Here is a 23,022-nt window from a genome sequence, read left to right on the forward strand (position 1 = left end):
TGTCACGAAAGTCTTCCTACCGGATCCGCCTCCCAGACGGATCCGGAACCACAAGATGGATCACGACATCACACAGACCCTGGGAGCGCAGGAAGCCCCGTCGGGGCAGGGTGACCAAATGGGTCCCCTGGCCCGACGGAGCTCGGTCGGCCGGGCGGTGGTACGGGCGCCCGGCAGAGGCCGATCCCGTGTGCGGCGCTCCCCGGCTCAGCCGAAGTTCACGTCACTGCACCACATGTAGGCCTGGTCGAGGTGCGAGGCCTGCCAGATCACGAACAGGATGTGGTGTCCGGTGTAGCCGGAGGTCTGGATGGGGAACGTGATGTCCTTCGCCGGGGCGAAGCGGCCGGTCTGCGTGATGAAGTCGAGGTTGCTCCAGCCCAGGGTCTGGGTCGTGGGGTTGAAGCCCTGCTTGCTCACGTAGACCTTGAAGTAGTCGGCACCGTGGGACGCCTGGTCGTACAGGTGGACCGAGAAGTTGTTGCCGACGGTGGTGGTCTTCCACTGCCCGGGCTTGTTCAGGCTGGCGTTCCTCGAAAGGTTGTTGCTGCAGAGCGTCCCGTCGGGGGTCCGCGCCTGGAACTGGCCACCGAGGCCGTCGCGGAGCGCGCTCATCCAGTTCCACATGGTGTCGGGGTTGGCCTGGAAGGCCTGCCAACACATGGGGTCTTGGGTCTGCATGGCCGGGTTGGTGTGGTTGCTGCCCCACGTCTTCCAGCACTGGTACGCGCGGGTGGCGGGGCCGACGACGGTGCCGTGAGCCTGGGCCGGGGTCGACCAGGTGAGTGCGCCGACAACCACGGCGAACAGCATGACGAGCGCTTGGACAGGCCGGCGAAGGTATGACCGCGAACGCCCGGCTAACGGACTCTGTTTGCGCATGTGGGGGGACTCCTTCCAGTTACAAGGCTGTCATGGGAGCGCTCCCAGAGTTAGGTCTTCTGAGTGAGATGTCAATGAAGCGAGCGGAGTTGATTACAGGGGTGGGGTCTCACCGCGGACCGCAAGTCCCGTCCGTTGTCGTTCGTCCTGAGCGCGGGACGGGCCGCTGACAGCCCGCAATTCGTCCCCGTGCTGCAGAAGGTGCGGGTCCGTCCGCCTGTCGGCCGTCCCCGGACCCGGCCCACAGGTCACAACGCCGATCTCTACAAGGAACGGAACATCAACCGGCTGAAGGACTGGCGCGGCATCGCCACACGCTTCGACAAGAAGCCCGAAGGCTATTTCGCCTGCCTTCACCTCCGCGCCTCGATGATCTGGATCAACGACCTGCTGAAGGCAACCGGTTGATCACGACGTCACGCAGGCCCTAACGCCGCAGCCGGGTCGGCTCGCCCGGCCCGCTGCGGCGTACCACCCACGCCTCGGTGATGTGGGTGAACATGGCCTCGGCCGCGCCCTTGGGGTCGTGCGCGGCGATCCGCTCGTAGATGCGCCGATGGCCGTGGTTGGACGCGACGCAGAAGGCGCGGCCGGTTCGGCCCATGTAACGGGCAGAGTTGATGACCTGGCGCTCCAGCGAACGGACCACGGCACGGCCGATGCGGTTCCCCGACGCCTGCATGACGGTGTCGTGGAAGGCCCGGTCCTCTTCGTGGTACGAAGCGGGGTCGTCGACGAGCTCATCCATCCGCTCCACCAGGCTGCGTAGCTGGTCGATCACCTCGGCGTTCGCCAGGCGGGCAGCGACGTTGGCCATATCGGACTCCAGCGCACGGCGGGTCGCGACGAGGTGATCGAGGATGGCCAGGCTCTCGTCTTCGGCGATGGTCGCGCCGAGGACCAGCTCGTCAAGCATGTTCCACATCGCCGGCGGGGTAACCATCGTGCCGACGCCCTGGCGGACCTGCACCAGCCCCTTCTCCTGAAGTATCTTCACCGCCTCGCGGACCACGGTGCGGCTGACCGCGAAAGTCTCGCAGAGCACGGGCTCGGGGGGGAGCGGCGAACCGGACGGATGCACTCCACGGACGATCCGCTCCACCAGCTCAGCCGTGACCGCGGCGGCAAGGTTCGCCGGGCGCCGACTCCAGGCGGGGGCCTCGGAGGCCTCTGCGGATGACTGCGGTACTGCCGTCATGACACCCCCCCCGGGACCCGTGCCGTACCAAGGATGTTCGCCTACTGTACGGCATCCCTGTTGACGTCATACGTCATACGGGTTACATACGTCATACGAGTTGCGTTCCTCCTCAGCCTCAACTGCCGGACAGCCGGCCACCATCAGGAGAGTGGGGCAGCAATGAAGCAGCGAACACTGTGGTCGGCGACCCTGGTTGCCGGGCTCGTTGTCTTAGCCGGCTGCGGAAGCGCCTCCGACCCGGATTCCGCGTCCGGTGGTTCGAAGGACAAGCTCGTCGTCTGGGACTGGAAGTCCGGCGACGCCGCAGCGTCCGCATACGTCAAGAAGGCCAAGGCCGACTTCGCCCAGCAACATCCCGGCGTGACGGTCGAGTTCGCCGCGCAGCCGTTCGAGCAGTACTACACCCTGCTCGGGGCCGCCATCCAAGCCGGCAAGGGGCCCGACGTCATGCTCTTCAACGGCGGCGGGCAGATCCGTGACCGCGCGGACTCCCTTCTGCCGTTGGACGAGTACGTCCGTGATGACAAGAAGCGGCTGGCCGGGTGGGAGGCGTTCACCAAGGACGGCAAGACCTACGCCGCTCCGGTGACGTTGCAAGGTCACCCGATCTACTACAACAAGTCGCTCTACCGGAAGGCAGGGCTGGACCCGGAGCAGCCGGCCACCAGCTGGGACGAGTTCGTCGCCAACTGCCGGACCATCACCAAGGCGACCGGTGCCAGGTGCTTCGCGCAGGGCAACAAGGAAGGCATCGGTATCCAGTTCTTCCTGTCAGGGCTCGGCTCGGGCGTTCTGTCGCCCACGGAGTACGACGACTGGATCGCCGGCAAACGAGACTGGTCTTCGCCGGCGGTCAAGCGGGTCTTCTCGCTCTGGAAAGAGACCAACGACAAAGGCCTGAACAACGACGGGGCGAACTCGACGGCGATGTTCAACGACGCGTTCGCGGTGTTCCAGTCCAACAAGGCCGCCCACATCATCGGGTTGATGTCGGACATCGGGCACTGGAAGGACTTCGCCGAATTCCTCGACGCCGGCGATGTCGGCGTCATGGAGCCGCCGGTCGTCACCGCCGGCGCCACGCCGAGCCTTCCCTACGACGGCGGCATCGGCTACGCCGTCGCGAAGTCGACCAAGGACCCCAAGGTCGCCGCCGACCTGGTGCGCTCCCTGACCTCGACCGACGCACTGAAGCCGTTCTACGCTGACGCGGGCGCCATCGTGGCCGACCGCACCGTGGACGTCTCGAGCGGTGGCCCGGCCGTCGCCACCATCGTGTCCGGGATCGACCGCGGCAAGCCCGCCCTGCACGTGGCCCTGTCGTCCAAGACCGTAGACCTGATGGGGCGGTTGTCGCAGCAACTGCTGAGCGGATCGGTCACGGTCGACGCGGCGGTCAAGCAGCTGGCAGCGTCCGACCAAGCGGGCTGAGGCCATGTCACCCGACGGTTCGTCGGCCCGCGCTGCTCAAGCAGGGGGGACCGGCGGGGCGCGACCAGGCGAGGCGGTAGGTGGCCGCGGCCCCGCGTCGAGATCTCCGCGAGTCCGCAGTGGCCGGCGCGCCGAACGCCTCGCCCCCTACGTCCTGGTCGCTCCCGCTGTCCTGATCATCGTGCTGCTCCGGCTCTGGCCACTGGGGTTGGGTGTCAACTTCTCCTTCACCGGTGACGGCGAAGGCAACGGTGCCACGGTGGGGCTCGACAACTACGCGGACCTCATCGACGACCCGCTGTTCCGCACCGCGCTGCGCAATGTCGGACTGCTGGTGCTGCTGTTGCCGGTCGCGGTCGCGATCCCGGGGCTGCTTGCCACCTTCATCTACCTGCGGGTGCCAGGACACAGGTTCTTCCGGAGCGTCTACTTCTTCCCAGCCGTGCTCTCACCGGTGATCGTCGGCGCGATCTTCAACCTGCTCCTGGCCTTCGACGGTCCGCTGAACGACGTGCTCGGCGGCTCAGGGGTCGGCCCGGTCGACTGGCTCGGCGATCCCGACGTAGCCATGTTCGCCGTTGTCGGCGTGCACATATGGGCGACGTCAGGAATGGCGCTGGTGGTGTTCCTGGCTGGGTTCGCGACCCTGGACCCCGCGCTTCTGGACGCCGCCCGGGTCGACGGCGCCTCGCTCGCGCGGATGATCTGGCACGTCATCATCCCGGGTCTGTCACGCACCATCCAGTTCGTCGTCGTCACCACGATGATCGGGATGCTGACCTCGATGTTCGGGCTGCTCTACGTCATGACCAGTGGTGGCCCGGAAGGGTCCACCTACCTGCCGGAGTACTACATCTGGGTCCAACAGGGGCAGATGAGCCGCCCGGCGCTCGCGTCTGCCGCGTCCACCGTCCTCTTCCTCATCATGCTGGTCGTGGGCCTGCTGCAGGTCGGCCTGCTGCGCCGGGCGGGGAGGGAGGACTGATGTCCCGCCTGGGGCCGATCAGATGGCTGATCGCCGTGCCGATGGTGATCCTCGCCCTGGCGACGATCTACCCGCTGCTGTTCACCGCCAACGTCGCGATGAAGACCCGCCGGGAGTACGTCCTCGACCGTTTCTCCCTGGCGAGCGCTCTCCGGTGGGACAACCTCAGCACCGCGTGGAACAGCGTCGGCATGGGGCGGTACTTCCTCAACTCCGTGATCGTGGTGGCCTGCGCCGTAGCCTTGTTATTGCTCATCGGGTCCATGGCCGGGTTCGCGCTGGCCCAGGTGCGGTTCCGTGGCTCGTCCGCGCTGTATCTGGTCTGCCTCGCGGCGCTGTTCATCCCGTTCCAGGTGATCATGGTGCCGCTGGCCAGGATCATGGCCGACGGCGGTCTCATCGACACCTATCCGGGGCTGATCCTGGCCTACGTCGCGCAGTTCCTGCCGTTCACCGTCTTCCTGATGACGAGCTACTACCGAGCGGTACCCACCGAGCTCGTCGACGCCGCACGGATCGACGGAAACACCCTGTACGGCGTCTACCGGCGCATCATGCTGCCGATGGGCGCACCGGCACTGCTGTCGGTGGGCATCCTCGACGCGCTGTTCTGCTGGAACGACGTGCTCATCTCGCTGCTGATGATGCCGTCGGCCGACCATCGCACCCTGATGGTGGGCATCACCTCACTGCGCGGCCAGTACTCCGCCGACATCCCCACCTTCGCAGCCGGTGTCCTGATCGCCGGGCTACCCGTGTTGGTGACCTACCTGTTCCTGCAGCGCCAGATCGCCGACGGCGTGACGGCCGGCGCGACGAAGGGCTGACGCATGCGCATCACCGGGTACAGAACCCTGACGACGGCGCAGCAATGGGGTCGACCTGTCGGTGACGCCAACGGCGTCTACGTCGACGGCGTCGTGCCCGTGCCGGTCGTCATCGTCGAGACCGATGAGGGGATCACCGGAGTCGGCCTGGGACCGCACGTGGAAGCCGAGGTGATTTTCGCCGCCATCGACGGCCAGGACCCGCGCGCGGTGACCGCCCTCTACGACCGCATGCTGCGGCACACGTTCAAAGCCGGGCATGCCGGCGTGGTGTTCGGCACGATCGGCGCGTTCGACACGGCGTTGTGGGACATCAAGGCACAGGCCGCGGGTGAGCCGCTGTGGCGGTTGCTCGGCGGCAACGACCGCATGGTCCACGCCTACGCCTCCGGCCTGGACATCGCCCTCACCGACGACGAGCTCGTCGCCACCTACCAGGTCTATGCCGAACGCGGACTGAGGGCGGCGAAGCTCAAGGGCGGCCTGGACATCGAGCGTGACCGGCACCGGCTGTTGCTCGTACGCGAGGTATTGACCGAGGCTGCGCACGGGACCCGGCCAGGGCTCATGCTGGACGTGAACGAGTCCTGGAGCCGAAAGCAGGCGGTACGCCACGTCGGTGAACTGGAACGCACACTCGACCTGACCTGGATCGAGGAGCCGGTCCGGCGCTGGGACGCCGACGGCCTGGCCGCCGTCAGCCGTGGCGTACGGACGGCGGTCGCCAGTGGGGAGAACCTCACCGGCCTCGAGCAGTTCCGCCCGCTGATCGCGGCGGGAGGCATCGACATCGTCCAGACGGCCGCGGTCTGGGGAGTCACCCACTTCCTGCGTGTCGCCGCGCTGGCGCACGCCTACGACCTGCCGGTCAGCCCGATCGGCAACACGCCTGTCGCGCTGCTGCACGCCGCGACGTCGGTGCCCAACCACCTCGTCAGCGAACTGCAGGGCCTGCAGCCGCCGATCGGCGTCGCGATGGACCTGCACGTCGAGGACGGCGCCTTTGTGCTCGGCGACACGCCGGGCTTGGGCATCCGGATCGACGAAACGGTGATGACCGCGGCCGGTCGGCGAACGGCACACGCACCCGACGGACCGCACATACGGCCGGAGCAGGCCGCCCTGCGGCTGCTCGCGGTCACCCCTGGACCATGCAGCTCCACCGCGGAAGGGACGTTCGACACCATGGGGATGGAGGATCGATGAAAGCGGTTGTCTACCGCGGGGCCCGCACCCTCGAGATCGAGCGCCGGGTCGCCGAGGCGCCGGCCCTGGCGAAGGAGTGGGGCGGGCGCGGCGTCAACGTCAGCGCCATCGCACCGGGCTACATCGCCACCGACAACACCGAGGCGTTACGCGCGGACCCCCAGCGCAACCAGGCGACCCTTGGCCGGATCCCGGCAGGTCGCTGGAGACGCGCCGACGATCTCGCCGGGGCCACGGTGTTCCTCGCCTCCCCGGCGTCGGGCTATGTCAACGGCGTTGTTCTTCCCGTTGATGGCGGATGGCTGGGGCGATGATGGGCTGCCAAGCATTACCAGCCGGCCGCGCCCGAGTCGATCGTGCGTGCGAACCCGAGAGTGGCGACGTGAGCGGCGCCTGGGGCGGTCTTGCCCGAGGCAACGTGCATGGGCTCGTGATGCGAGCCGGCCGAGCCGACGAGACGAGCCTGGTCGTCGCCGCACAGGCCGGCGATCCACGAGCGCTCGACGACCTGGCCGCGACGTACCTGCCACTAGTATACGCGATCGTGCGCAGGGCGTTGGGTGAGCTTGCGGACGTCGACGACGTGGTGCAGGAGACGATGCTGCGGGCACTTCCTGAGCTGCGCACGTTGCGTACTCCGGAGTGCTTCCGGCCCTGGCTGGCCACGATCGCGACGCGACAGATCAGCACCCATCTGCACCGGCGGCAGGTGGACGCCGAACGGACGGCCCCCCTCGAAGAGATGACCGACCCGCCGGACGCCGACGCCGAGAACCTGGCCCTGATCCACGTCGAGCTGTCCGGTCATCGCCGAAAGACCGTACGCGCCAGTCGATGGCTCGACCCGGACGCCAGGGCGCTGCTGTCGCTGTGGTGGCTGGAGACCGCGGGCCGACTGACGCGGGCGGAGCTCGCGGCGGCGCTGGGAACGAGCGTGGCTCACGCGGGTGTGCGCGTCCAGCGGATGCGCAACCAGCTGGAGCTGAGCCGGTCACTCGTCGCCGCGCTGGACGCCGGCCCCCGGTGCCCACGGCTGACCGCCGCGCTGGGGGGCTGGGACGGCGTACCGAGCACGCTGTGGCGTAAGCGCATCACCCGGCACACCCGATCCTGTGAGGACTGCGGCCGGGCCGCCGACGAACTGGTACCCCTTGAGCGGCTGATCGTCGCCTTGGCGCTGCTCCCCGTCCCGCTGGCGCGGTCGGCCACGGTGCCCGACAAACCTGCGCTCGCCGGGGCGACCGGGAATGCCGTCGTGATGGGAGCCGAGTCGGCCGAGGTCGGCTCCTTGCCGACGTCAAGGCTGGGTTACTCGGCCAACTCGCCTGAGGACCGCTCGAGTCGGCGTTCAAGTCTTCGCGTTCGGTGACGGCGCCGTGCTTTTCAGCACTACGTCGACTGCGACTGTGTGAGCCGGCCGCCGATAACGAAAAAACCCGCGATTTACACGCGTCTGTCACTCCAATTCGCCGCCTGAAAAGGTTATGAGGGGTGGCCGTCAATAGTCCCGCTTCTCCGGTTGGTTGCGCGACGGATCAGGCGCACATATATCGACCGCTCCCTCTTGAATGGACCATGACAATCTGCCAATCTTCTAGTCGTCAACACATAACGTTCCCCATTCATGACCTGTGAAAGCGGCAGCCAAAAGCGATCCACGGATTTCTGGCGCCCACACAGTGAGATGGCTCCGACTTCGAAAGGTGCCGGTGATGAACGAATTCGTGCACTCGCCTGATCCGCCGCGGTGGCCCCCCGGGCCCGAGCGATCCTGCCCCCAGCTGTCAGCTCTGTCAGCCGGCTTGGTCGCGGCCGGCACGGTGCCGCTGCTCACGGGCACCGCTGACGTGGCTCCGGGACTTCAGCCACGGGGAGCTGATCCGGACCGGTGACGACCAGAACGTGCCGTTGAACCCGTGCCAGTCGCAGTTCCTGTACCAGGGCATCGACCCCGACGTCGGCGGCGACCGCAACTCCCCGCCGTGGCGGATGGGGCTACTCACCCAGACCAACTCCACCTGCTGACCGGAGATCCGGGCGAAGCCGGGGAGCGAGGCTTTCCAGGCGCCACGGCAGCGGCATGACGCTGACATGCTCGCTGTGCGAGCGATCTGGGAGGGGGCCGGCGCGGAGAGGGCAAGCTCCGCGCCGGCTCGGCCGGCTGCCGGCAGGCGGCCAACGTCAACAGATCCTGCACAGCGCAGACGTGACCACACCGCCAACCGGGAAGGCACGACCATGCCCCACACCCGTCGCCGGCGCTACCTCGCCCGGGCGCTCGCCTGCATCCTGACCGCTCTCAGCGCGCTCGCGGTCGAGCACCAGAGCGCCTCGCCGGCCGCCGCCGACACCGCCCAGTTCCGCGGCGTCAACTGGGCCCGGCTCGGTGACAACTTCCACGGCGGACCGCTGGTCCTGCACGGGTTGAGCGGCTCCGACAGCTACCAGACGGTCGTGGCGAAAGCCAACGCCATCTACACCGGCTTCGAGAACAACCTCGGCGCCAACACCGTTCGGCTCCCGATCAACACCTACACAGTCGGGACGAGCTGGTGGAGCGCGTACACGGGCGCGATAGACGCAGCCACCGCGAAGGGATTCAAGGTCGTCCTCTCCTACTGGGAGGACGGGGTGGCCGCCCGCGGCGGTCGCATCGTCGACCCGAGCGCTTTCGACACCATGTGGAACACCGTGCTTGCCCGGTACGGCACCAACAGCCTCGTCCACTTCGAGCCGATGAACGAACCGGGAGGGCACAGCGCCGGCGAGTGGGCGAACGTGGTGAGCAACTGGATCAGCAGCCGCCCGTCGATTCCGCGGAACCGCATCTTCGTCAGCGGCGCCGGCCTGAACACTGACATCAAATCGATGTGCGCCGACCGTCGCCTTGACGGGACGTTCCTGTCGCTGCACCACTACACGTTCTTCAGCGGCGCGAAGACGTACGACCAGTGGGTGGCGTACCTGCGGAACGCGATCGGCTCCTGCGCCGACCGCACTGTCGTCGACGAGTTCGGCGCGCCGATGGATACCGGGCTCAACTACCACGACGCCGGCAGCACCGACAACTTCGTGCGCTACTTCCGGGCCACCACCACGGTGCTCCGGGAACTGCGGATCGGCTCCATCTACTGGCCCGGGCTGGGCGGGAAGATACGCGCCGGCCAGGGCGACGACTGGTATGCCATGCAGAAGCTGCATGGCACCGGTACCAACCTCACGCTCAGCACCCCCAGCGCCAGCGGCCGCGAACGCCTCAGATACGGCTGGGGCCTGGATGGCGACGTCCCGGCCCCGACCAGCCTGCTGCGCAACGTCGGAACCGGGCGCTGTCTGGACATCCCCGGCGGGACCACGGCGAACATCCAGGTCCAGGTGGACACCTGCGCCAACACGGTTGGCCGGCAGTGGACCTCGACGGCCGACGGACAGATCACCGCACTTGAGGGCCAGAAGTGCCTGGATGCGTACAACAGCGGGACGACGAACGGCACCGTGGTCGGCACGTGGACGTGTAACGGCGGCGACAACCAGCGTTGGACGGTGGGCGCTGACGGCACCATCCGCAGCGTTCGCTCCGGCCTCTGCCTCGACGTGAACACCGCCACCTCCAAGGTGCAGCTGTGGACGTGCTGGAGCGGCGACAACCAGAGATGGCAGATCCAGAACACTGACGCGCGACGCGACGCCCGACTCGGCGGACACGGTGGACGGTGACCGCCGGCCGCGGCCGAGCCGATGGCAACAAAGCGACCAGTATCGTCTCGACCAGGTGGTGGACCGACCCGACCGCCCGAGCCCCAGCGGACGGGTCCGTCCTGAGATGGTCCTCGGCGTCGGGGTCGGCCTCACCGCGGCAGGCGTCGCGGCCGCCGGGCTCTCGCGGTCGCCGTACCGCTGGCCGGGGCGGTCCGGGCGTACGACCTGGCGGCGAAGGACACGGCCGCCGGGCCGGCCGTGATGGCCGCCTGCGGCGGGCAGGTGTCGCCCCGTGAGCTGCCTGCGATGCGGCTACGGCACCAACGGGTCCGCCAACCACCGCCTGCGCGATGCGCTGACGGTGCCGGCCGACCTCGGGTACCGGGGAACCTCGCCGTAGTCATCAAGACCGGGGCTCGGTACTTGCTGAACCCTTGGCACAAGCATGCCCCCGCGCTGCTGCACGACGATCCGGCCCGGCGGCCGGACCTGTTGCACCGGGTGGTGCGGGATCGACGACATGCGTCGAGGAACGCACGAGCACGGAGCTCGGCGAGGCGAGATCGACTTCCCCCCGATGCCGGCCGCGCCGGCCGCGGTCGGCATCGGGGGGAAGTCGCGGTCGAGCTGCCCCGGCACTCGCTCGCCGCCCCCGCGGTGGCCCGCCGCTCACTGGACTTCCTGCGCGCCGCGGCCCGCCTCGCGCCCACCGGGGCAGGCGTGGCGGCCGAGACCTCGACCATGACGGCGACGAAGGGGGTCGGCCGATGACCCCCGACCACTTACGGACCGCGCTGCGAGACGTGCCCGTTGGCGGTTGGCCGGACGACGCGAGCGAGCGGGTCGCGGCGCGACCGTCGGAGAGCGCTGACCTGTTCGCCGCGCTGCCCGTCGAGGACCGTTCCCACCTGCCCTGGGCCGATCTGCGGCGGGGCTGGGACTGCGGCTCCACCGGCCACGGCGACGTGCCCTGGGAGGACTGCTCCCGCGCGCTGAACGCGATCGGCTACGACGGGCCGATCTCAGTGGATCGGCTGATCCGAGCGCCCGAGGCGCCGGCGTTCGTTCGGAAGCCGGCGCTCGACGCGCCGGCCGCCCCGCGTTCGACGCCGCATTCGCGAGGAAGGACTGAGGCCGGCGCAGGGCCGGTCACCCAGCCGGTGGCCGGCCTGCGGCTCGTCGGAGAAGACAGCGTACGGCCGTCGCCTTTCTCACCGGCGGTTTGTCATCACCAAAGCCAGTGACCTGCTCCAGTCCGTGAAGGGAGAACGACATGTCCGAGGTGACACGCAGACGGTTTCTCGCCGCCGGGGCGGCGGCTGGAGCAGGGATCGTGCCGGGTGGGTGGACGGCCAACGCCAGGGACGGCTCGGCCGCGCCGCCGGAGGTTCTGGCCGCCAACGACCTCGCCCTGTGGTACGACAAGCCGGCCGGCGCGGACTGGCTGCGGGCACTGCCGATCGGCAACGGACGCCTCGGCGCGATGGTGTTCGGCAACGTCGACACCGAACGGCTGCAGCTCAACGAGGACACCGTCTGGGCCGGCGGCCCGTACGACTCCGCCAACACCCGCGGCGCGGCCAACATCGCGGAGATCCGGCGGCGGGTCTTCGCGGATCAGTGGGGGCCGGCGCAGGACCTGATCAATCAGGCGATGCTGGGCAGCCCGGCCGGGCAGCTGGCCTACCAGCCGGTCGGAAACCTGCTGCTCTCCTTCGGCAGCGCTACCGGTGCGTCGCAGTACAACCGGACGCTCGACCTCACCACCGCCACGGCCACCACGACCTACGTGCTGAACGGCGTGCGGTACCAGCGCGAGGTGTTCGCCAGCGCACCTGACCAGGTGATCGTGGTCCGGCTGACGGCCGACCGGGCCAACTCCCTCACCTTCAACGCCACATTCGACAGTCCACAACGGACTACGGTGTCCAGTCCGGACGGGGCCACGATCGCCCTCGACGGCACCTCCGCCGCCATGGAGGGCATCGCCGGGCGGGTCCGGTTCCTCGCCCTGGCCAACGCCGCCGTGACGGGCGGCACGGTCAGCAGCTCGGGCGGCACGCTGCGAGTCTCCGGCGCCACCAGCGTGACGGTGCTGGTGTCGATCGGCTCCAGCTACGTCAACTTCCGCAACGTCGGCGGCGACTACCAGCAGATCGCGCGGAACCGCCTCAACGCTGCCCGCAACGTCGGCATCGACGAACTACGCAGCCGGCATCTCGCCGACTATCAGGCGCTGTTCAACCGGGTGTCGGTCGATCTGGGACGTACGACGGCGGCCGACCAGCCGACCGACGTACGGATCGCACAGCACGCGCAAGTGAACGACCCGCAATTTTCCGCCCTGTTGTTCCAGTTCGGCCGGTATCTGCTCATCTCGTCCTCGCGGCCGGGCACCCAGCCGGCGAACCTGCAGGGCATCTGGAACGACCAGATGGCTCCGTCCTGGGATTCGAAGTTCACCATCAACGCCAACCTGCCGATGAACTACTGGCCCGCCGACACGACGAACCTGTCCGAGTGCTTCCTCCCGGTCTTCGACATGATCAACGACCTGACCGTGACCGGCGCCCGGGTGGCCCAGGCGCAGTACGGCGCCGGCGGCTGGGTGACGCATCACAACACCGACGCGTGGCGGGGCGCCTCGGTCGTCGACGGAGCGCAGTGGGGGATGTGGCAGACCGGTGGAGCATGGCTGGCCACCCTGATCTGGGACCACTACCTGTTCACCGGTGACATCGACTTCCTCCGCTCGAACTATCCGGCCCTGAAGGGCGCCGCCCAGTTCTTCCTCGACACCCTGGTCGCCCACCCGACGCTCGGATACCTGGTCACCAACCCGTCGAACTCGCCGGAACTCCCTCACCACGCGAACGCCACCGTCTGCGCGGGGCCCACTATGGACAACCAGATCCTGCGCGACCTTTTCAACAGCGTCGCCCGCGCCGGCGAACTCCTCGGAGTGGACGCCACCTTCCGCGCTCAGGCACTGGCGGCCCGGGACCGGCTGGCGCCGATGCGGGTCGGCTCCAGGGGCAATGTCCAGGAGTGGCTGGCCGACTGGGTGGAGACCGAGCGGACTCACCGGCATGTCTCCCACCTGTACGGTCTGCATCCGAGCAACCAGATCACCAAGCGCGGGACACCCCAGTTGCACGAGGCCGCGCGGCGGACGCTGGAGCTGCGCGGTGACGACGGGACGGGATGGTCGCTCGCCTGGAAGATCAACTTCTGGGCACGGATGGAGGACGGCGCCCGGGCCCACAAGCTGATCCGGGACCTGGTGCGGACGGACCGGCTCGCGCCCAACATGTTCGACCTGCACCCACCATTCCAGATCGACGGCAACTTCGGCGCCACCTCGGGCATCGCGGAGATGCTGGTGCAGAGCCACAACGGCGAACTGCACGTGCTGCCGGCGCTGCCGGCCGCCTGGCCCACCGGGCGCGTGAGTGGACTGCGCGGCCGCGGCGGATACACCGTCGGCGCCGAGTGGAACAGCGGCCGGATCGAGTTCGTCGTCACACCCGACCGAACCGGTGCCGTCCGGGTGCGCAGTCGGATCTTCGCCGGCGACTTCACGCTGCGGGACGATTCGAGCGGCGAGCCGGTCCAGCCGAAGCGGCTCGAGGCCGATCTCATCGAGTTCGCCGGCCAGGCCGGCAACACCTACCGCGTGTCCGCACTCAGGTCGGGGCCGGTGGAGACCGGCGTGGCCTATCGGCTGGTGGCCCAGCACAGCGGTAAGGCCGCCGACATCAACGGCGCGTCCACGGCCGCCGGTGCGCGGCTGGTCCAGTGGCAGATCACCGCCGGTCTCAACCAGCACTTCGAGTTCCTGCCCTCCGACGGCGGGCACTACAAGATCCGGGTTGGGCACAGTGGCCTGGTCCTGCACGCCTCCAGTAGCAGCAGCGGCGGCGACATCACCCAGCAGCCGGATACCAACGCCGCCGGCCAGCAGTGGCGGACAGTCGACCACGGCGGTGGCGTGATCAGTCTGGTCAACCGGCAGAGCGGCCTCGCCCTGGACGTGTGGGAGGCCTCCACCGCCGACGGAGCCCGCATCTCCCAGTGGGCGGCCACCGGTAGCACCAACCAGCGATTCCAACTCCACCGCGTCCAGGGCGAACTGCGGCCCGACCAACCAGGGAGAGCCATGTCACCGAGCAACGAGGGAGTCGCATGATGTCGATCCATAGATTGTTTTCTTGGCGAGCCGTGGTAGCGGCATTGCTCGTTCTTGCCATTGCCGGCGTGGCGGAAGTCAGCGCTGCGGCGGCCGGCACGTCGCCCACCGCCGGGGCCACACTCGCGGGGACTGCCGGATGCGGACGTGCCCCCACACTGACGAACGGTACGCACACGATCCAGAGCGGCGGTAAGAACCGCTCCTTCATCCTGAGCATCCCTGAAAACTACGACAACACCCGCCAACACCGATTGGTCTTCGGATTCCACTGGTTGGGTGGCACCGCCGGGCAAGTCGCCGGCGGCGGAAGCGATGGCGATGTCTATGCCCACTACGGGCTCCGGCGACTGGCGAACGACAGTGCGATCTTCGTAGCTCCGCAGGGCATCAACAACGGCTGGGGCAACTCCGGCGGCGAGGACGTGACCTTCGTCGACGACATGATCAGGCGTATCGACAACGACCTCTGTGTCGACACCACGCAGCGCTTCGCCCTCGGGTTCAGCTACGGCGGAGCCATGAGCTACGCACTCGCATGTGCCAGGCCGAACGTTTTCCGTGCGGTCGCCGCGATAGCCGCACCCGGAGGGATCAGCGGGTGCAGCGGGGGCACCCAGCCCTTCGCGTACATGGGAATCCACGGCATCAACGACAACATCGGCGCCGGTCGCGGGATGCGGGACAGGTTCGTCAGGAACAACGGCTGTACTCCCCAGAACCCGCCGGAGCCCGCGCCGGGCAGCCGCACCCACATCACCACCGCCTACTCGGGCTGCCGAGAGGGGTATCCGGTCGTCTGGGCCGCGTTCGACGGGGGTCACCAGCAAGGCCCCGTGGACGGGTGCGCCGGCTGTGAGAGCGGCGCCAGGAGCTGGGTCAAGGGAGAGGTCTGGAGCTTCTTCACGGGTGCTGACCCGGCCCCGAACCCGACCACATTCCGGCTACGGAGCCAGTCCGCCGGCCGATGCCTGGACGTCAGCGGTGCCAGCTCGTCCAACGGCGCCCAGATGATCATCTGGGACTGCCACACCGGCACCAACCAGCAGTTCACTCAGACCGGACAGACCCTGCGGGTGATGGGCAGATGCCTTGACGTGCCGAGCGACGCCGCCTCCGGCGCCCGAGCACGGATCTGGGACTGCACCGGCGGCGCGAACCAGCAATGGAATGTGAACACCGACGGAACCGTCAGCAACGTCCAGACCGGACTCTGCCTGGACGTCAACGGCGGCAGCACCGCCAACGGCGCTGCGGTGATCGTGTGGAACTGCCACACCGGCGTCAACCAACGCTGGTCCCGAGCGTAAGCAGAGGTGTGAAGGCGGCCGCAGTAGTCGCGGCCGCCTTCATCTCCAGTTGGCCAGCCCTTCGGAAGTCTGTCTCGGCCTGACCGCACCTGAGCCCAGCGGGCTCGTCGACCTTTGAAGGCCCTGCGGCGACATCGACAGGTCTTCGGCTCAGCGGTGCCCTTCGGCGTACCGCTCCGGCGATGACCGCCGTCGTGGCGGCCGTCGGCGCCATGGCCGAAATCGGGTCTGACCGCCATGCCAATAGCTGAGAGGTCGTTCCATCTATGGCTTTGCACCCGCCGGTGATTCGGTGCTGGTGATTCTGAAGTGCGGGTCGTGGCTGGCGAGGCGGATGGTGTGGCGTCTGGGGCGAGAGCCGACGTACGCCCGTCTCATTCCAGGGCGCCCGGATCTGTCCCGTGCTCCCGCGAGGCGGAACACATGCCTGGGCGCACGCCCCCGATCGGCGGTACGCCCAGGTTATGACGGGGCGGCCGGGTGCTGGACTTCGGCCGGCCGCCCCGCCATGACCTGCGCGAGATCATGAACGCGATCCTGTACGTGGACCGCACCGGCAACTCAAAGGCCTGTTACGGGAGTTGGTGCGACAACAGGAAGGCAGGCACCGTCACCCCTCGGCCTGCGTGATCGACGCCCAGAGTGTCAGGACCTCCACCTCCGTCCCCGCCAGGACGCAGGGCATCGACGCGGGCAGGAAAATCGTGGGCCGCAAGCGCAGCATCATCACCGACACCCTGGGCCTGCTGCTGGCGGTGCTGGTCACCGCGGCCGGCGTCCAGGACTCCACCGCCGGCCGCCCCCTCCTGGAACAGGCCGTCACCGACCACCCCACCCTGCGCAAGGTCTGGGTCGACGGCGGCTGCCGCAAGCACTTCGTCGAGCACGCCGCCACCCTTGGCATCGACCTCGAGATCGTCCAACGCACACCGCGCCTGGCACGCGACTGCGAAACCCACCCGCACCGCTCCGAAGCCATGATCCATCTCGCCATGACCGACCTGATGGCCCGCCGCCTCACCGGCGAGAACACCATCTCCTGGCGCGACCCGACATCAACGGATCAAATTCGCATCCCGGGATGAAACAACGGGAGAAAACGACCTCTTAGGAAGAGTTTCTGCCCCGCAGCGGGACCTCCCGGATCAGCCAGGACACCGCGAACGTCACGGCGCACAGTACCGCCGTGCCGAGCGCGACACCGTGCAGTCCGTCGACTACGCCGGCCCGGAACGCGTCCTGGACCGGGCCCGGCAGGTCCCGCAGCAGCGCGGGAGTGAGCTCCCCGCCGGTCAGTCGCTGCCCGTCGGCGCCGAGCCGGTCCGTGACGCCGGCGGCGAGACGGTTCGTATAGACGGAACCGAGGACTGCGACGCCGAGTGAGCCGCCGATGGTGCGCAGCAGTGTCTGGGTGCCGCTGGCCGCGCCCATGTCGCGCGGTTCGGTGCTGTTCATCGTGATCAGCATCGTCGGCTGCATCAGGCAGCCGATCCCCACACCGAGCACGAACGACAGACCGGAGGCCAGAGCGGCGGTCGTGTCGGTGCGGAGCGTCAGCAAGGCCAGGGCACCCACCGTGGCCAGCGCGCCGCCCGCGATCGGGTAGTGGCGGTAGGGGCCGCCGTCGCTCACCCGCCGCCCGATGGCGAGCTGCGCGCCGATCATGCCGAGCATCAGCGGGATGAGCAGCAGACCGCTCTCCGTGGACGACATGTCCTGCACGAACTGCATGTACTGCGGCAGATAGCTCGCCGCCGCCAGCATGGCCGCACCCGTGACGAAGCTCAGGACCTGCGCCACCGTGAAGTTGCGGTCGCGGAACAGCCGGGGTGGGATCACCGGCTCCGGGGCGCTCCGCTCCACGCGCACGAAGGCGGCGAGCGCCGCCACGAACACCAGGCCGAGCCCGATGATCTGCGGTGATGTCCAGGCGTACGTCGTCCCTGCCCAGCTCGCGAGCAGCGTCAGGGCGAGGATCGCGCCGGTCAGCAGTCCCGCGCCGGCGAGGTCGATCCGCGCCTTGACGCGCTCGCCACGCAGCCGCACCCCGAAGCCGATGAGGGCGAGCGCCAGGACGCCGACCGGCACATTGACGTAGAACACCCATCGCCAGTCCCACTGGTCGGTGAGGAAGCCGCCGACCAGCGGCCCGCCGATCGTCGCGGCGGGCAGCAGCACCCCGATGAGCGACTGGGCGCGCCCGGCCTCCGCCGGAGCGAGCAGCGTGCCGATGAGGGAGAGAGCTCCCACGAACAGGCCGCCCGCGCCGAGACCCTGCAGCGCCCGGAAGGCGATCAACTGCCCCATGTCCTGGGCGAGTCCGCACAGAACGGAGCCGACGAGGAAGACTGCGATGGACGCGAGGTAGCTGCCCTTGCGGCCGTACAGATCGCCGAGCTTGCCCCATATTGGTGTGGAGACGGCCATGGTGAGCAGATAGGCGGTGAGCACCCAGGACAGCTGGTCGAGACCGCCGAGGTCGCCGACGATGGTGGGCAGTGCGGTGCCGACGACGGTGCCGTCGAGCGTGGCGAGCACGATGCCGAGCAGCAGGCCGAGAATGACGAGTCGGGAAGGCGGGGCATCGGTCTCGTCCGGTGTGGTGGTTCCGGGTTGCTTCTCGCCCCTACGTTGTTTCAGGAAGTCCGTCATGGTTCCGGGGCCGGCTCAGGCGACGTACGAGTGAAGGGCCTTGGCGGTACGCAAGGCGTGGCCCCACCAAGCCAGTTGATCGAGCAGCGCCTTCGCGGAGGTGTCGGCCGCCGGGTCCTTGACGGCGCCGGACTCGTCGAAGCGGCTCCAGGCTTCGTGGAAGCTGACCGTGTTGCGGATGGTCGTGGCATTCAGCTCGGCCATGACGACCCGCAGATGTTCCACCGCGCGCAGACCGCCCGACAGGCCCCCGTACGAGACGAACGCGACCGGCTTGCCGTGCCACTGCTCGTTGTGCCAGTCGATGGCGTTCTTGAGGGGCGCCGGATAGCTGTGGTTGTACTCGGGCGTGACGAACACGAACGCGTCGGCGGCGGCGAGCCGCGGCGTCACGAGGGCAAGCGCCTCCTCGGTGCCGGGCGGCGGCTGCCGGCCGAAGGCCGGGAACACGGTCGGCAGCGGGGTCTCCGCGAGGTCGATGACATCGGCACTCATGTCGTGGCGCTGCTCGATGTGGCCGCTGAGCCACTTCGTCACGACGGGCCCGAAGCGGCCCTCGCGGGTGGAGCCGGCGAGTACGGCGACGTGGAGTGGCGCGGTGGTGGCAGGCATGACGAACCCCTTGGTTGTGTACGTCGTATCTGGATGAGTACAACGTACACACCGATGCTCCGATGTGTACAGCGTCTACTGGAGATACGCTGTACGCGACATCGACGAAGAGGAGCTGCGTCATGGCGGCCCGGAAGCAGGACGAGAGCGACGAGAGCAAGGTCGTGGAGCCTTCTCTCTGGGAGCGCATGGAGCGGCCCGCCTCAGTACCCCGGGCCTCGCTGAGCCTGGAGCGGATCGCCGCCGCCGCGGTCGAGATCGCCGACGAGGAAGGCGCCGCCGCCGTCACCATGCGCCGTCTCGCGACGAAACTCGGCGTCGCCCCCATGGCGGCCTACCGGCACGTGGCGGGCAAGGACGACCTCTGGGCGCTCATGGTCGACCGGGTCTCCCGGCAGCTGGCCGCGCCGGACGACGCGGCGGGCTGGCGCGAGGTGCTGCGCTCCTTCGCCTTGCAGACACGGGAGTTGATGCTGGCGCACCCATGGATGGGATCCATTCCGCTGATCTCGCTCACGCCGTCGCGGATGACCGTGGCCGAACGGCAGCTGGCGGCGCTCGCCGCGTGTGGCCTGGACGCCGACTCGATGATGGCTGCCTTCCGGGCCGTCAACTCCTATGTGAACGGCTCGACCCAGGCCGAGATCGTCCTGCGCGAGTATCAGGAACGGCACGGCTGGGCCGGCGGTGACGAGACCCGCCGGGCACTCGCTCCGCAGATGAACTACCTGATGAGCACGGGCCGCTACCCGACCTACGAGTATTACGGCGCGGAGGCGGCGCGCAAGGACGACCACACTTGGGCGTTCGAGTTCGGCCTCGACTGCGTGCTCGACGGCATCGCGGAGCGCCTCAGCATCTGAACTTCTCCGCGCGGGAACGGGTTCCGGCGTGTCAGGTCCCCAGGCGTCGACGGCGTGCAGGGGTGTCGTCGTCGGCGCCGGGGAGTGGGGATTGGACGTCATTTCAGTTGGCGTGATCTTGCGGCTGTCTGGGGTGATGACTGCTGCGCTTGTCGAACGGTTGGCGCCTGAAGACTTGTGGGAGTTGTTCCAAGGTGCTGGCCGCGATCATCCTCTTCACCGCCATCGCTGCGATCCTCATATGCCACCGCAGACTCACCAACTGAAATGAACCGGGCGTGTCTCAGGCGCGCCAGTGCACTTTGAAGACCCACGCATGCCGCCCCGCCTTGCGTGCGGCTTCGGGGACGTCGATCACCAGCGCCCCGTTGCTGAGAGTCCATGTCAGGGGCCGGCCGTGGCCGAGCATCGTCACCTTGTCGCCGCTGCGGATCGGGATCGGTGCTTCGACGGTGAGCTTGGCGCCGGGTCTGGTCAGGGAGTGGATGTAGAAGGCCTCGTCCGGGCGGATGGTGAACCGCAGGTCCTCGCCCAGTTCGGCCATCCGGGACCAGTACGTGGTGTCGTAGATGGCCTCTTTGTTGGTGCGCAGCCAGCGGCCCGTCTCGCGCAGCCGGGTCTGCATGATCTCGGGGATGGTGCCGTCGGCACGGGGGCCGATGTCGAGGAGGAAGTTGCCGTTCTTGGAGACGATGTCGACGAGGCTGTGTACGACCTCTTCGGTCGTCATGTAGGCGTCGTCCGGGGTCGCCTGGTTGTAGCCGTAGCTGAAGGGGTCCAGGCCGCGGCTGGACTCCCACTTGGCGATGACGGTGTTGTCGTACGTCGTGTACTCGGGGGTTGTGAAGTCGTGGAAGCCGATGCCCGAACGGTCGTTGACGGTGACCTCGATGGGCCGGGCACGGTTCTTCGCGTGGTTGAAGTACTCGGCCAGGACGTTCAGGCTGTCGTTGGCGCCGCCGATGTCGCACCAGATGAGCTCCGGGTCGTAGCCCTCGATCAGCTCCAGCATCTGCGGGGCCTGGTAGTCCTTCACGAAGTCCCTGCCCGCGGTGTAACCCGTGTACGGCACCGGTTCCCGGGTGTACGGGTTGCGTGGGGCGTGGCCCATCCAGGGGTTGTCCGGGTTGAACCACTCGGGCATGGAGAAGTAGAGCCCGCGGTGGAGTTCGGGTGTGTAGCGGCGGGAAGCGTCGAAGAGTTCCTTGATGAGGTTCCGCTTCGGGCCCATCCTCACGGAGTTGCGGTCGGAGACCTTCGTGTCCCACAGCGCGAAGCCCTCGTGGTGCTTCGAGGTCAGCACGTGGTACTGCGCGCCCGCGTCCCGGAACAGTTCGACCCAGGCACGCGGATCGAACTTCTCCGCCGTGAACATCGGGATGAAGTCGTCGTAGGCGAAGTTCTCGCCGTACTTCTCGCGGTGGTAGCCGTAGACGGCGTTCGCGGGGTCCTGCATGTGGTTCCAGTACCACTCGGCGTACTGTTTGCCGACCGGCGACCAGGCCGGCACCGAGTAGACACCCCAGTGGATGAAGATGCCGAACTTGGCCCCCTGGAACCAGTACGGCGCCTGGTGGCCGGAGAGTGAAGCGTCAGTGGGCTGGTAGTCGGCGACTCCGAGGGTCAACCGGCTTTTCTGCGCGGCGGCTTGAGCTCCGCGTCCGGTGACGGTCACCGAGCCGTCCCGGGCCGTGCCGGGGGCGGTGCCCGCACGGTTGCGGATGCCCACGCGGACGCGGGCCTGCTCACCGGGGTCCAGGCGGCGGACACGGGCGGCCTCGACAGTGCGGGCACCCGGAACCTCGACGCCCACCGACACGCCGTCCGCGGCCAGGACGGCGACCGTCCCCGCGTTGACGACGGTGGCTTCGACGCTCTGGGCGCCGGACGACTCCAGGAGCGAGTTGGTGGACCGGGTCCCGCGCAGGGCCAGCGCACGTCCCTGAGCGGCAGGTTGCAGGGACAGCGCGAACACGTGGAGCGAGGTCTTGTTCGCCTGTGCCGGGTTGGTCACCGGGAGCGTGATCGCTACGGCGTCACGCTGCGGGTCGAGCCACAGCTCGGACGTGCCGATCCCCACGCGGTGCTCGTCCCGGGTGCCGTCCGGTCCGTAGCGGTACGGCGCCGACAGGGATCCACCCGCTGAGTACCAGTCGGCTCCGCCGAGGGCGGCGGTCGTGGTCGAGCCGTCCGCGTAGTGGACCGTGGCCCTGCCGGAGGCGTTGCCGTAGCTGCCCGCGGTGAGGAAGACGGCCGAGAGGTAGCGGCCTTGAGGCAGTTCGACGCGCTGGCCGAGCGCGACGACATTGTTCTTCGCGCCGCCGGCGGAGGCCGGGAAGGCGAAGGGCACGCCGTCGACTTCGACACGGCCCGTCGGAAGTTCCTCGCCCGGGAACGTGTAGCCCGAACCGTCGAAGTCGCCGCCCCGCTCGGAGGCCGTGTCGACACCGTCGTTGTCGTAGAGGGAGTCGAGCGGGACAGGGACGGGGTCGGGGACGGGAGCCCACGGCCCGGCGTGCTCGGTGAGTGGTTTGCCGGCGTGTGCGGCGGTGGCTGAGGTGAGAGGAAGGGCTGCCGTGGCGGCGACTCCGGCCGCGGCGCCCAGGACCTGACGTCTCGGATACGTACCCATGAGCGGCTCCAAATCATCGGATGTCTGATGATTGAGGAGAGTCATGGCGCTGTCAACGGTGCTGACAGAGGGGGAAGTTGGGGAAAGTCATCGGATGACAGGCGGGACGGCTCGGCTGCATGCCCTGTTCGGCCACTTGCTGGTGGATCTCAGGCGCACCACGCTGCGGGCGTGGCGGCGGCGACCAGGTCGGTGCCATCCGGGCAGGTCGAGGATGAGATCGCTGAGTGCGTGAACGCCTGTCGGCATGGCGTCATCCACCGTCCGGCGGGCACCGCGGTGCGAACCGGCAGCCCGTGGCCGACGGTCGGGCCGCGCCGGCCGTCCCGACGCGCATCGCCTCACGGGTCTGCCGTCCGGCGGCCTGCCCGGCGGACCGCGAAACCGGGACGGCGGCTGTCAGCACGGCGGCCGTCAGCACGGCGGAGTGTGGATGCCTGGGGCGGGTGGTGACCGTGTCGACCGGGCCGACCTCCATGATCTGGCCGCGGTGGGGCACGACGTACGCACGATGCCGACGGTCCCACTGCACA

Annotated in this window: 16 protein-coding genes and 5 pseudogenes; 15 read left to right on the forward strand and 6 right to left on the reverse strand. The window is 68.4% G+C overall.

Annotated features, from left to right (window positions below; translation table 11 throughout):
- Positions 1–207: 207 nt before the first annotated feature.
- Positions 208–882: a lytic polysaccharide monooxygenase auxiliary activity family 9 protein gene (locus tag SLINC_RS44090; protein ID WP_472573247.1), complete on the reverse strand. Its 675-nt coding sequence runs from the start codon at positions 880–882 to the stop codon at positions 208–210.
- Between the two features lie 108 nt (positions 883–990).
- Between SLINC_RS44090 and SLINC_RS44095 the strand changes: the two are divergent.
- A pseudogene (locus SLINC_RS44095) lies at positions 991–1,290 on the forward strand (transposase family protein); the annotation flags it as partial.
- A gap of 19 nt (positions 1,291–1,309) precedes the next feature.
- On the opposite strand, the gene SLINC_RS44100 reads toward SLINC_RS44095, so the two are convergent.
- On the reverse strand, positions 1,310–2,080 hold the full coding sequence (locus tag SLINC_RS44100; RefSeq protein ID WP_079165019.1) for a FadR/GntR family transcriptional regulator: 771 nt from the start codon (positions 2,078–2,080) through the stop codon (positions 1,310–1,312).
- A gap of 162 nt (positions 2,081–2,242) precedes the next feature.
- Here SLINC_RS44100 and SLINC_RS44105 point away from each other — a divergent pair, with 162 nt between their 5' ends.
- From SLINC_RS44105 to SLINC_RS44155, 12 genes and pseudogenes are all read left to right on the forward strand, one after another.
- Positions 2,243–3,514 carry an ABC transporter substrate-binding protein gene (locus SLINC_RS44105; RefSeq protein ID WP_067444145.1) on the forward strand — a complete coding sequence of 424 codons (1,272 nt, stop codon included), beginning with the start codon at positions 2,243–2,245 and terminating at the stop codon, positions 3,512–3,514.
- 184 nt (positions 3,515–3,698) lie between these two features.
- On the forward strand, positions 3,699–4,499 hold the full coding sequence (locus SLINC_RS44110; RefSeq protein WP_237282091.1) for a carbohydrate ABC transporter permease: 801 nt from the start codon (positions 3,699–3,701) through the stop codon (positions 4,497–4,499).
- Entirely contained in the window at positions 4,499–5,326 is an 828-nt protein-coding gene (locus SLINC_RS44115; protein ID WP_067444147.1) for a carbohydrate ABC transporter permease, read from the forward strand. The genes SLINC_RS44110 and SLINC_RS44115 overlap by 1 nt, the downstream gene beginning before the upstream one ends.
- Positions 5,327–5,329: 3 nt before the next feature.
- Positions 5,330–6,532 carry a mandelate racemase/muconate lactonizing enzyme family protein gene (locus SLINC_RS44120; RefSeq protein ID WP_067444149.1) on the forward strand — a complete coding sequence of 401 codons (1,203 nt, stop codon included), beginning with the start codon at positions 5,330–5,332 and terminating at the stop codon, positions 6,530–6,532.
- A gap of 62 nt (positions 6,533–6,594) precedes the next feature.
- Positions 6,595–6,846 (forward strand): annotated as a pseudogene (locus tag SLINC_RS44125) (SDR family oxidoreductase); the annotation flags it as partial.
- A 119-nt stretch (positions 6,847–6,965) separates the two neighbouring features.
- The gene (locus tag SLINC_RS44130; protein ID WP_237282038.1) at positions 6,966–7,901 is read left to right on the forward strand and encodes an RNA polymerase sigma factor; all 936 of its coding nucleotides are present in this window, start codon (positions 6,966–6,968) and stop codon (positions 7,899–7,901) included.
- A gap of 533 nt (positions 7,902–8,434) precedes the next feature.
- Complete coding sequence (locus SLINC_RS50120) at positions 8,435–8,557, forward strand: hypothetical protein (protein ID WP_257785196.1); 123 nt, start codon at positions 8,435–8,437, stop codon at positions 8,555–8,557.
- A gap of 213 nt (positions 8,558–8,770) precedes the next feature.
- A complete protein-coding gene (locus SLINC_RS44135; RefSeq protein ID WP_067444155.1) occupies positions 8,771–10,249 on the forward strand; it encodes a ricin-type beta-trefoil lectin domain protein in 1,479 nt (492 codons plus the stop codon).
- Positions 10,250–11,133: 884 nt separating this feature from the next.
- Positions 11,134–11,363, forward strand: a pseudogene (locus SLINC_RS46870) (sugar phosphate isomerase/epimerase); the annotation flags it as partial.
- A 141-nt stretch (positions 11,364–11,504) separates the two neighbouring features.
- Complete coding sequence (locus SLINC_RS44145; protein ID WP_067444159.1) at positions 11,505–14,420, forward strand: glycosyl hydrolase family 95 catalytic domain-containing protein; 2,916 nt, start codon at positions 11,505–11,507, stop codon at positions 14,418–14,420.
- Complete coding sequence (locus SLINC_RS44150; protein ID WP_067444161.1) at positions 14,417–15,730, forward strand: ricin-type beta-trefoil lectin domain protein; 1,314 nt, start codon at positions 14,417–14,419, stop codon at positions 15,728–15,730. Before SLINC_RS44145 ends, SLINC_RS44150 begins: the two co-directional genes overlap by 4 nt.
- Before the next feature lie 468 nt (positions 15,731–16,198).
- Positions 16,199–16,815 (forward strand): annotated as a pseudogene (locus SLINC_RS44155) (transposase); the annotation flags it as partial.
- 22 nt (positions 16,816–16,837) lie between these two features.
- Here SLINC_RS44155 and SLINC_RS44160 read toward each other — a convergent pair.
- Positions 16,838–18,382: an MDR family MFS transporter gene (locus tag SLINC_RS44160; RefSeq protein WP_079165020.1), complete on the reverse strand. Its 1,545-nt coding sequence runs from the start codon at positions 18,380–18,382 to the stop codon at positions 16,838–16,840.
- A gap of 15 nt (positions 18,383–18,397) precedes the next feature.
- Positions 18,398–18,994, reverse strand: coding sequence for an NADPH-dependent FMN reductase (locus SLINC_RS44165; RefSeq protein ID WP_067444163.1), 597 nt, complete (start codon positions 18,992–18,994; stop codon positions 18,398–18,400).
- A gap of 122 nt (positions 18,995–19,116) precedes the next feature.
- Between SLINC_RS44165 and SLINC_RS44170 the strand changes: the two genes are divergently transcribed.
- Both SLINC_RS44170 and SLINC_RS50590 read left to right on the forward strand, forming a co-directional pair.
- Entirely contained in the window at positions 19,117–19,857 is a 741-nt protein-coding gene (locus tag SLINC_RS44170) for a TetR/AcrR family transcriptional regulator (protein ID WP_067444165.1), read from the forward strand.
- Between the two features lie 136 nt (positions 19,858–19,993).
- A pseudogene (locus tag SLINC_RS50590) lies at positions 19,994–20,092 on the forward strand (IS5/IS1182 family transposase); the annotation flags it as partial.
- A gap of 48 nt (positions 20,093–20,140) precedes the next feature.
- Here SLINC_RS50590 and SLINC_RS44175 read toward each other — a convergent pair.
- On the reverse strand, positions 20,141–22,489 hold the full coding sequence (locus SLINC_RS44175) for an alpha-L-fucosidase (protein ID WP_067444167.1): 2,349 nt from the start codon (positions 22,487–22,489) through the stop codon (positions 20,141–20,143).
- Between the two features lie 253 nt (positions 22,490–22,742).
- Positions 22,743–22,967, reverse strand: a complete 225-nt coding sequence (locus tag SLINC_RS50595) for an ABC transporter ATP-binding protein (RefSeq protein WP_079165248.1) — start codon at positions 22,965–22,967, stop codon at positions 22,743–22,745.
- Between the last annotated feature and the right edge of the window lie 55 nt (positions 22,968–23,022).

Source organism: Streptomyces lincolnensis (assembly GCF_001685355.1).
In the GTDB taxonomy this organism is placed as follows: domain Bacteria; phylum Actinomycetota; class Actinomycetes; order Streptomycetales; family Streptomycetaceae; genus Streptomyces; species Streptomyces lincolnensis.

Bases quoted from the DNA above. Each gene is read 5' to 3' on its own strand.
- SLINC_RS44090 (WP_472573247.1), bottom strand. From the start codon at position 882: ATGCGCAAACAGAGTCCGTTAGCCGGGCGTTCGCGGTCATACCTTCGC.
- SLINC_RS44145 (WP_067444159.1), top strand. From the start codon at position 11,505: ATGTCCGAGGTGACACGCAGACGGTTTCTCGCCGCCGGGGCGGCGGCT.
- SLINC_RS44170 (WP_067444165.1), top strand. From the start codon at position 19,117: ATGGCGGCCCGGAAGCAGGACGAGAGCGACGAGAGCAAGGTCGTGGAG.
- SLINC_RS44120 (WP_067444149.1), top strand. From the start codon at position 5,330: ATGCGCATCACCGGGTACAGAACCCTGACGACGGCGCAGCAATGGGGT.
- SLINC_RS44105 (WP_067444145.1), top strand. From the start codon at position 2,243: ATGAAGCAGCGAACACTGTGGTCGGCGACCCTGGTTGCCGGGCTCGTT.
- SLINC_RS44135 (WP_067444155.1), top strand. From the start codon at position 8,771: ATGCCCCACACCCGTCGCCGGCGCTACCTCGCCCGGGCGCTCGCCTGC.
- SLINC_RS44130 (WP_237282038.1), top strand. From the start codon at position 6,966: ATGCGAGCCGGCCGAGCCGACGAGACGAGCCTGGTCGTCGCCGCACAG.
- SLINC_RS44165 (WP_067444163.1), bottom strand. From the start codon at position 18,994: ATGCCTGCCACCACCGCGCCACTCCACGTCGCCGTACTCGCCGGCTCC.
- SLINC_RS44175 (WP_067444167.1), bottom strand. From the start codon at position 22,489: ATGGGTACGTATCCGAGACGTCAGGTCCTGGGCGCCGCGGCCGGAGTC.
- SLINC_RS44150 (WP_067444161.1), top strand. From the start codon at position 14,417: ATGATGTCGATCCATAGATTGTTTTCTTGGCGAGCCGTGGTAGCGGCA.
- SLINC_RS44100 (WP_079165019.1), bottom strand. From the start codon at position 2,080: ATGACGGCAGTACCGCAGTCATCCGCAGAGGCCTCCGAGGCCCCCGCC.
- SLINC_RS44115 (WP_067444147.1), top strand. From the start codon at position 4,499: ATGTCCCGCCTGGGGCCGATCAGATGGCTGATCGCCGTGCCGATGGTG.
- SLINC_RS44160 (WP_079165020.1), bottom strand. From the start codon at position 18,382: ATGACGGACTTCCTGAAACAACGTAGGGGCGAGAAGCAACCCGGAACC.
- SLINC_RS50595 (WP_079165248.1), bottom strand. From the start codon at position 22,967: ATGGAGGTCGGCCCGGTCGACACGGTCACCACCCGCCCCAGGCATCCA.